Here is a 10,261-nt window from a genome sequence, read left to right as displayed (position 1 = left end):
GGCTTGCGCGATTTCGAAGAATGCAGCGTACTTATCCGTACGTGAAATTCTGAGAAATCGCGCGTAACGCAGATATTGGACTTTTTACGGTGCCATCAAGACCTGGCCCGGCCATCGTACCGCGGTATATACTGTAGAAGGAATTCATTCAGAGGAGCGTTCAATTGGTTTCCATCACCTGCACGGGTTGCAACAAAACCTACCAGATACCTGACAGCGAACTGCCAGAAAACAAACCTGTTGATCTGCTTTGCCCGGAATGCAGCACCGTGCTGAGAGTACAAAAAGATCAACAGCAAACCCGGGCGGAAACAAAGACCCCGACCCTGTCCGGCCCGGAGTTGATGGAAAAGATTGTGCAGACCTCAAAGGCACTGCCGCCAATGCCGCAAATCATCGCCCGGGCAAACGAGGTGCTTTCCAGCGACAACTCCGGGTTCAGAGAAATCAGCCAGGTCCTGGAAACCGACCAGGCCATGGCCACCCGGGTGCTGCGCATCGCCAATTCCGCCTACTACGGTGTTAGCGTGCCTGTGACATCCGTACAGCAGGCCTCTGCCCTTCTTGGATTTCAAACCCTGTTTGAACTCATTACCGTGGTCAGCAGTTCCAAAATGATGGGAAAACACCTGCAAGGATACAACATTGAGGCAAAATTCGTATGGAAGCATTCCCTTTCAGTGGCTGTGGGCGCCAAAGCCATTGCTGAGAAATATCATCCGGAGCTGGTCAATGATGCTTTTATGTCCGGGCTCATCCATGACTCCGGCATGGTTTTGCTCGACTCCCGTATCCATGAACATCAGCGACAATTCAATGAGCTTCTGGCCCGGGGAAAGACCCTGCAGGACGCGGAAATGGAAATGTTTGAATTCGACCATGCGGCCCTGGCCGCCAGGTATCTGAAAAAGTGGAAGCTCCCGGAAAACCTGACCCATGCCATCCGGTATCACCACAGCCCGGCTGAATGCGGCCATGACCCGCTTGCCTGCATCCTGCACATCTCCGATGCCATGGCCAATACCAACAATCTGGAGAGCAATTTTATCATGGACGACAGCGCTCTGGACGCCATCGGCATGCCCACCGATGACCTGGACCAGATGACCTTTGACATGGAGGACATGGTCGACAGCATCATCAAAAGCATGGAGGCCTGAAGGCAGCACTGTTTGTCAGGCATTTATCCGCCGGGTCCTGCGATATCTTCCACAACCAGATACAGGCAGGGCACGATGACCAGAATGATGGAAGTGGCAAACACGATGCCAAAGCCCAGGGAAATGGCCATGGGGATGAGATAGGCGGCCTGCCGGGAGGTTTCCAGGATGATGGGGGTCAGCCCCCCGAATGTGGTCAGGGTGGTGAGCACAATGGGCCGGAACCGCCGCAGTCCGGCCTGGTGAATGGCGTCAAAAGCCGAATGCATGGCTCTTTTTTTATTTGCGTAATGGATCATGATCAATGAATCGTTGACCACCACGCCGGAAAGGGCGATAATGCCCATGAGGCTGATCAGGGACAAATCAAAACCCGGCAGAATGTGGCCGGCAATCGCGCCCACGATCCCGAAGGGAATGGCGGTCATCACGATCAGCGGCTGGATATAGCTTGCAAATATCACCGCCAGAAGCCCGTAAATCACGGCCATGGCCATCATGAAACCGCCCTGCAGCGCGGCGGTGGACTCTCTCATCTCGGCCTCTCCGCCTTCAAACGTCCAGGTAACACCGGGATAATCCGCCCTCAGACCGGGCAGCACATCACCCCGGATCTCATTCATGACCCTTGTGATGGCGCTTTTGGGCTCAACGGTCATGCTCACGGTGACCACCCTTCTGCCGTCGCGCCGGTTGATGGAGGTATAAGCTGTCCCGGCATTGAGTTTCGCGATATCTGTAAACGGCACCTCGATGCCCTCATCCGTGCGGATGACCAGATCCTGGAGATGATAAAGCGCTTTGCGCTCGGATTCGGGCAGTTTCACCCGCACTTCCACCTCGTTTGCCCCCCGGAGCTGGCGTATGGCCTCTGCCCCGTAAAACGCGTGGCGCAGCTGACGGCCCACCTCCGACGGGGTCAGGCCCAGGCTGCGGCCTTCGGGCATGAGGGTGAAGTCAAACTGGGTTTTGCCTTTTTCGTAGTTGTCGCGCACATCCCGGGATGCCTGGAAAACCCCGATGCGTTTTGAAAATGCAAGGCTTGCTTCTTCGAGCACATCGATATCGCTGTGGCTCAGATCAACGCTTACATCAGGACGGTGCCCCCCGGGGCCGCGCTCGGCCTCAAAGGTGATCTGGTCCACGCCCTTGATGTCGCCGATTTCTTTTCGCCACAGTTCTATGACTTCGGCTGCGGTCATCTTACGCTCGCCGGGCGGCTTCATCACAATTTCCACATCAATAAAATTCTGACCGCGCACGTTTGTCTTCACCCCTTCGGCCGCCCGGTGCAGATCATATCTTTCAAACATGCTCAGGGTGGATTCGGTGATTTGATCAGCCACTTGTGCGGCCTGCTCCGGTGTGGTGTCCACCGGCAGGCGCACGCCGGCCTCGATTTCATCTGCTGACACCTCGGGCATCATGATCATGCCCATGTGCCCGCTGTAGGCATAACCGCCCACCACCAGCAGCAGGGTCAGGGCCGCGGAAAGGGTGATGTAGCGAAAGCGCAGGCAGAAATCCAGAAACCCCCTGTACCAGCGGTCCACAAACCGGTTGAATCCAGCCGCAAAACGCTGCTGCAAACCATGCAGCCGCGCACCGGGACCGGTCTGCCCCCCTGCGCCGCTGTGGGCCAGATGGGCCGGAAGGATGAACATGGCCTCAAACAAAGACACAGCCAGCACGATAATGACCACCGCCGGAAGCGACCACCAGAATTTGCCCATTATTCCGGGCACAAACATCAGGGGCACAAACGCCACGATGTTTGTCAGGATACTAAAGGTTACCGGCCCGGCCATTTCCCGGGCGCCGTTGATGGCTGCGGGCAGAAACCCGGTTCCCTGCTGCCGATGCTCATAGATATTTTCCCCCACCACAATGGCATCATCGACCACAATGCCCAGGGCCACGAGAAAGGCGAACATGGAGATCATGTTGATGCTCACCCCGGCAAGAGGCAAAAACACCATGCCGCCCACAAAGGAGATGGCCATTCCCATCATCACCCAGAAGGCCAGCCGGTATTCCAGAAACACCGCCAGAATGCCCAGCACAATAAACAGCCCGATCACCCCGTTTTTCAAAAGAAGGGAAAGACGCTGCCCGTAGTCATCAGCCCGGTTGCTGTCAATGCGGGTCTTGACCCCCGGGGGAAGAGTTGTTTCAAACGTTTCAAGAACACTGCCCACCGCGCCGGCCACTTCCAGGGGATCCTGGCTTCCCACCCGGAAGACCTCGATTTCCACTGAAGGCTGCCGGTTGAAGCGGGAATGGAAACCCGCTTCTTCAAACCCGTCGGTGATTTGGGCCATTTCAGCCAGCTTGAGCCCGGACCCCGATTGCGAGGTGACAATCTCGATCTGCCCGAACTCCCGGGCCCACTGCCTGCGCTCCTTCATACGCAAAAGGATCTCGCCGCCGGCGGTTTCCAGGGCTCCGGCCGGAATGTCCCGGCTTGAGGCCTCTATGATCCCGGCCACCCGTCCCAGGGTCAGGCCGTATTCCCGCAATGTATCCCTGGGGATTTCCACATGGGTGACATAATCGGGCACATTGCCAAGCTCAACCTGGGTGACGGCCTGGTGGGAGAGCAGCAAATCCCTTAACCGTTCGGCCAGGACGCGCAGGGTCCAGATATCCACATCCCCGTAAAGGCCGATTTCCATGACATCACGCCGGGGGTCCAGCAGCCGGACCTCCGGCTCCTCGATATTGTCGGGAAACGTCCGGATCCGGTTGACCGCCTGATCGATATCCTGGAAGACCTTCATCCGGTTGGCCCCGGAAACAAGCTCGATTTGGACCCTTCCCGACTCCTCCCGGGCTGTGGAAGAAATCTCCTCGATGCCTTCAACACTCCGGATGGCTTCTTCCACCGGCAGCAGTATGCCTTGTTCCACTTCCGCCGGGTCGGCGCCGGGATAGCTCACATAGACCTCGACCATGTCGAGCTCAAATTCCGGAAAAACTTCCTTCTGGATGGCAAAGGCCGTCCAGATGCCGCCGGCAATCAAAATGACCATCAGCAGATTGGCGGCAATGGGGTTGCGGACCATCCATGCAATGGGTCCCGGGCGGATTTTGGCGGATTCGGGGCTGCTGGTGTCAGTATTCATTTAGCCGCCGTCTGCCGGGTTGCCGCTATCATCGGCGTCTTTCAAACGCAGGGAAGCCCCCCCGGCCACGGTGGCCAGGCTGGAGGTGACCACTTTTTCACCATCATTTAGGCCCGTGCGGACATAAGCATACCCGGCGTCGGAAAACACGATATCCACATCCCGGATCTCCAGCTTTCCGTCCTTCATCACCCAGACGGTGTTATTTTTCCGTACATGATCCCGCTTCACCCGGATCACCCCGGATATTGGCCGGCCCTGGATTTCGGCCGCCACATAGCTTTGGAGCAGAAGCGGGGGCGTTTTTGGATCATCTGCCTTGCGGGCCAGGGGGTCATCAACAGCCACAAGCACCCGGGCAAAGCGCGTATCCTCGGCCAGAGCGCCCACGAGCCGGTAAAGCCGGCCGGTCCGGCTCATGCCTTCGGGCCAGGCCGACCGGTTCCGGATGCGCACCATGGCGCCTTTTTCACTTTTATTTTCAGGAAATGAAATCCATGGAAGCGCTGACTGGGAAACCGTTGTCTCCACCCAGAACGTTTTCGTGCCCACCAGACGGCCCAGCACATCTCCGGCCGAAACCTGCGAACCCACATCGGCCTGCCGGCTCAGGACCCTGGCGTCAAAAGGGACTTTGACCCGCGTGCGCTCAAGTTCCAGCTCTGCCTGGGCAACTGCGGCTTTTGCATCGTCTACATCGGCCTTTGCAGCCATGAGCTGGGGCCGGCGCAGCACCAGGTCCCGGTGCTGGCCGGAAAGCTCACGGCCCATGGCCCGGTAGTCCTGCTCGGCCACATTCTGCCGGCCCATTTCCAGCTGCAAATCCGACACAGCCCTTTCCAGGTCACTTTTTCGCTGCGCCAGACTGTTTCTGTAATCCGCGGGATCAATCTCCACAATCACCTGTCCTTTTTTTACAAACCCGCCAGGGGTGAAATCATCGGACCTTGAAAGAATCCGGCCGGCCACCCGGGGCTGCAGCGACACGTCGTGTTCGGCCACAACTGTCCCCATGGCCCGGATCACGGGCCTGTAGTCTCCTTTTTGCACCTCGGTTACATCCACCAGCATGGCGGTTTGCCTGGAAGCTTCCATCCGGCCGACTTCCGGTTCAGTGCGAAAAACGAGAACCAGAGCGCCTGCGCCGGTCAAAAAAATCAGGACGCAAACCAGCAATGTGGCTTTCCATCCAAAGCGTCCGCGTTGAGTAATTGAAGGTTTATCGGTTGATGACACGATCAGTTTTCCTCCTGCCGGGTTTCAAACCCGCCGGCCAGCGCCCTGTACAAAGCAACTCTGTATTCCAGCAACTGCTGCCTGGCGCCAAGCAGGTCGCGCCTGAGCTGCTGCTCGTCTGTAAGGGCGGATAAAACGTCAATATAATTTCCCGCACCATTGAAATACCGGTCTGTCAACTGCCGGCGGGCCTGTTGGGCCAAATCCAGCTGCCGCCGAAGACTGCGCACCCGGTCCTTTTGCTTTTTCTCCTGCACAAGGGCGTCTTCGACCTCCTGAAAGGCCTCCACAACAATCTGTCCGTATTCATAAAGCCGCTGGTACTTGACGGCTTCAGCGGCATCGGCCTCGGCCCTGAGCCGCCCCCCGTCAACAATGGGAACCACGAGGTTTGCAGCCACAGACCGCAGCCAGTCGGAAAAAAGCTCGGACGGGTCCTGGTTGGTGGTGGATGCAGTGGCTGTAATACTGAGCCTCGGATACCGGCTGATTTGCGCCGCTGCCAGGTCCTTGTCAGCGGCCTGAAGCCGCCTGCGGGCCTCCCGGACATCTGGCCGCCGGCTCAGCAATTGCGAGGGAACACCGGTTTCAGGCAAGGAGGGAAGACCGGGAAGCCTGGAAGACAGGCATCCGGCGTTTTTGTCAAAAGACCGGCCAAGCAGTACCGCCAGCTGGTGATTGAAAACACCGATAGCAGATTTTGCAATATGGGCCTGCTCCCGTGTGGATTCCAGGAGCTGATCCTGGCGGATCACATCGGCCCGGTCGGCCTGGCCGTTGTCAAACCGGCTCTGGATCAGGGAAAGAATTTTTTCATTGGCATTGATCTGGTCCCGCAGGAGCCGAAGCCGGGCACAGGCCTCGGCAAGCTGGTACCAGGTGCGCACCACTTCGGCAGACAAAGAAACTGCAGCCGTGCGATAAGCTTCACGGCCCGCCTCAGCCCGCAACCGCGCGGCATCGGCTTCCGAACGGATACGACCCCACAGATCCACTTCGTATTCGGCAGACAGCCCCAGGCGCAGCACCTCATCGCTGGTGCCGGCAGCAACCCGGCTGGCCGCTGCCTCGGAAAAAGCGTCAACCTGAGGAAAAAGGGATGCAGATTGGCTTTCAGCCAGGGCTCTTGCCTCCTGAAGCCGCTGCCATGCGGTCTTTAAATCAAAGTTTTGCTCCAGGGCCAGTTGCACCACAGCATTCAAATCCGGATCTTTAAATTCGGTCCACCAGCGGTCGGCAAACGCCTGTCCCCCGGATGCTGAAAAAGCGTCCGGGGCGTGAACCAGGTCCGGGCCGGACTCTACTGTCTGCCGGAAACAGCCGGACACAAGTCCTGCCGCAAGCAGCAGCAAAATCGCCAAAGCCCTGAAAACCGGGCTTAATAGCAGATTGTCGGCAAGCATAAAATTCTTGTAAGGATCTATTTTAAAAAAGGCAGAAAAATCCAGCATAGCAGAAGTGCGCTTTTGCAATCATCTGTTTTCAGTTCAGGCTTTTTGACAGCAGTGCAATCAAACAATCAAGATAATCAGGCAATTTGAGGCTCTGGATGCGCCCGAGATCATCAATATCAGCCGCCGCGGTGAGCCTGGCAGCCTCGGTTTTGGCGGTATCGTTTAGTTCTTCTGCGTCTATGGCGCTGCGCTGGAGACGGGACAGGGCAAGGCGCAGGTTGCTGGTGCGGGGCAGGTCAAGTGCGTCCAGGGCCTTGCGGAAAGTTCGGGCGTCCACGGTTTCCAGCAATTCCACGGCCCTTTCGGCGGGATTTTGAAATTCTTCCGGGACCTCGGATGCGGTTTCTGCGGCAGCCGCTTCCTCCGGGGCTTGCTCTTCCCCGGAATCCCCGAAAACTATGGTTTCATGGTATACCGGGGATTGGGAAAGATCCACGATGGCTTCATAAACAAAAACCTGCGGCGTGTCTTTTACCGCCTTAAAGGGATAAATACTGGCCACGCCGGTTGTTTTTTTTCTGAGCTGATCACAGATGCGGCCGGATTCCTCCTGTTTTTTATCCGGATCCGGATGGTAGATGCGGATTTGGGCAATGGCACGCATGGAGCCGGCCGCGGGGTTGTGTATGTCGATTTTCACATCCGGTTCCAGCTTGACGCGCACACCCGTGGCAATGCCCTTCAAGACCAGGTCCTGGGCCTTGAACACGGAAACCAGACTTCGCAATCGTGGATCGGGTTTGCGTTCTATGATGAAGTATCCTTTTTTGCCTTTTCAATGGAATCAATGGCCTGATCAACCTGCCCGGCCAGGTCCGGATTCGCCCGGGCCAGATCTTTTAAAAAGCTTACGGAAAAATCCCCGCCCACCTTTCCCAGCAGGCCGATTGCAGCCTTTAACACGTGAATTTCCGCCTCGGCCTGGCTGTTTCGTTTGAGCAGGGACAACCGCTTTTTCCCGCCAGTGCCCATTGGCTGAATCCACTCAAGGATCTGCGACTCCAGCCGGGTGCTTGCGGAAATATCAGACAAGGCCGAAAGGGCGGTCATCAAAGCCGCAGCCTGTTTCAACCGGGGAGAAGTTTCTTTTAAATGGTCAAGGGGAACATCAGTAATCATGTCCAAAATCTGATCCACCGTGTCCGGATTTTTTACCGGCAGCTCTGTGATCGCCTTCATGGCCCGCCAGTTCACATGAGAATCCGGATCTGATAACAACTCAGTCACATGGCGTTCTGCATTGGGCGGCTTTAAGGCCACAATGGCGCCCAGTGCCTCCAGACGCAGGCGAGGATGATCATGATTGAGAAAAGCCTCCGCCAGCCGGGCATCTTTGGCATCAGTGCTTACCTGCCGCAGTATCATTAATGCATTCCTGTGAATATACCAGGGACGGTCCAAATCACTGAGCACGTCGATCACCCATTTCCTGGCATCTTCGGCCAGGGCGGCCAGACGGTCGACCACCCTTGCCCGCAGTTTTCGGTCCGAGGTCTCGGACAGAATTTTGCCCAGCACCCGGATACCCGGATATCCCAGGCGGGCAAGCACGTCATCGAGCCGGTCGCGCTCCGGATCATCGGCGTTTTCATAGGCCCTGCACAGGCGGTCCAGATGCGGGGAAAAAACCTGGTCAAATATTTCCAGATCCCGGGCTGTATTGCCTTCACGGCTTTCCATAAGCCCCCGGGAAAGTCTCTCCAACGCCTCCCATTGCCGGTTTTCAATAAAAACCGGAACCACCCGGCGGAAACACCGAATATAAACCATGGCCGTGTCATCATCTGCGGCAGATACAAAGCCCTCTATGTATGCATCCGCGTGGGCCCGAACATCTTCTGCCATGGTGCGGGATTTAATAATGTATCTGGTGTCTTCGGACAGGTGTTCAAAGGAGACAATCTCATTTTCGTAAAGGTAAGCCAGAAAAGCCTCTGCCCCGGAAATGTTTTCCGTGACCACGCGCCCGGCCATGCGTTTTAAAATCCTGCGGATAGCCTCGAGGCGTTCCAGAATCCGCTGATTTCCGGGATCTGCAGCAATTTTTTCATTCAGCCAGTCCAGTTCCTCAAAGGTATAGTCGCCCGTGGCCGGCAGCAGGTCCCCGGGAAGGGCGTCCACGAGAATATTCTCGATTTCTGAAGGCTCCATGTGGGTGACATGGTCGGCAATGATGTAGCAGTTGACCAGAAAATCATTAAACCGCTTCGGATGGTGCAGGGGCCCTATAATGTCTCCGACAGACTGCTGTTTGAGCTTTTGCGCCTTTTCCTCTGAGATGCCGCTGAACATGGGCAGCAGCATCAGATCCTTTGCCAGCCGCTGCATGGCGATTGCCACCCGCCAGGGCAGATTTTTTTCAAAATCGAGCTGATCGTTGTCAAATACCGCTGAGACTTCGGTTATGTTATGTTCCACCAAAGCTGCGGTCAAAACACGCCCGGCCTCCCGGGCCCCGCTTTGATCCGCCTTTGGATCGCTCATGATCCGGACAAAGGCCCGGAAGTGTTCAGCGGAAATATCTTTTTTAATGGCAATGCTGAGCAGTTTTTTTTGCTCGAAATACTCAAACAGCCTGGAGACATACTGGGAAGCCGATCCCTTGCCCGCTGCGGTTTGCACGGATACCGGCGCATCCAGGATCCCGGAGATGACAATATCGGTTTGCTGCCGGTTTTCTTCCAGGCTGAAAACCAGTTCCGGACAGTCGCCCAGAACCTGCTGGAACTCCTGATGCAGCTTGGGCCCGGCATCTGCAGCACCCGAATGTTGGGTATCATGATAGCCGGTGTGCTGGATGGCCCTGGCCAGCTTCATGAGCCATTTGCCCACTGGCCGGATCCGCTCGCGCTCATCCGGGTCAAGGATTTTGTTTTCCTCAACAAACTTATCCGCAAATCCGGCTGCCGGCTCGGATTCGACTTCCCGTTCCTGCTCGGAAACCACATCCTGGATCCATTCAAAGGATGCCGGACCCGGGGCCTTTGTACTTCGGGACCCGGCAGATTGTTCAGGCAGAGCGGATATGATCTGTTTTCCGGAACCATTGACCAGGGCAATCCGGGTGTTGTCTTCTGTATGTTGCGTTACAACGGCGTTTTCCACCACAGGGGCTTCCATGTCCGGTGCGGTCAGAAATAAAACGATTTTCGAGTCTTCAGGCAGGGGTCGTTTCAGGGCAAGGTCCCGGGGACCGGTTTGAAGCTGATCATGGAAGGCTTCGAGCCGGTCTGCTGCAACAAATTTGACGATAATCAGGTGTGGTTTCATGATCGTCCGGCATTGC

General features: G+C 56.6%; 6 protein-coding genes. 1 reads left to right on the top strand and 5 read right to left on the bottom strand.

Features of this window, described 5'->3' with window-relative positions; all coding sequences use genetic code 11:
- The first annotated feature begins 164 nt into the window (after positions 1–164).
- Entirely contained in the window at positions 165–1,160 is a 996-nt protein-coding gene (locus tag ACTCIA_RS10760) for an HDOD domain-containing protein (RefSeq protein ID WP_463001818.1), read from the top strand.
- 23 nt (positions 1,161–1,183) lie between these two features.
- Here the strand turns inward: ACTCIA_RS10760 and ACTCIA_RS10755 are convergent, their stop codons facing one another.
- From ACTCIA_RS10755 to ACTCIA_RS10735, 5 genes are all read right to left on the bottom strand, one after another.
- A complete protein-coding gene (locus tag ACTCIA_RS10755) occupies positions 1,184–4,285 on the bottom strand; it encodes an efflux RND transporter permease subunit (protein ID WP_463001817.1) in 3,102 nt (1,033 codons plus the stop codon).
- Complete coding sequence (locus ACTCIA_RS10750) at positions 4,286–5,380, bottom strand: efflux RND transporter periplasmic adaptor subunit (RefSeq protein WP_463001816.1); 1,095 nt, start codon at positions 5,378–5,380, stop codon at positions 4,286–4,288. It abuts the gene before it with no gap.
- A 143-nt stretch (positions 5,381–5,523) separates the two neighbouring features.
- Entirely contained in the window at positions 5,524–6,924 is a 1,401-nt protein-coding gene (locus tag ACTCIA_RS10745) for an efflux transporter outer membrane subunit (protein ID WP_463001815.1), read from the bottom strand.
- A 79-nt stretch (positions 6,925–7,003) separates the two neighbouring features.
- Positions 7,004–7,702 carry a hypothetical protein gene (locus ACTCIA_RS10740; protein WP_463001814.1) on the bottom strand — a complete coding sequence of 233 codons (699 nt, stop codon included), beginning with the start codon at positions 7,700–7,702 and terminating at the stop codon, positions 7,004–7,006.
- A gap of 20 nt (positions 7,703–7,722) precedes the next feature.
- A complete protein-coding gene (locus ACTCIA_RS10735; RefSeq protein WP_463001813.1) occupies positions 7,723–10,245 on the bottom strand; it encodes a HEAT repeat domain-containing protein in 2,523 nt (840 codons plus the stop codon).
- Between the last annotated feature and the right edge of the window lie 16 nt (positions 10,246–10,261).

The organism is Desulfosalsimonas sp. (assembly GCF_055149105.1).
This window is presented reverse-complemented; position numbering and strand designations above follow the sequence as displayed.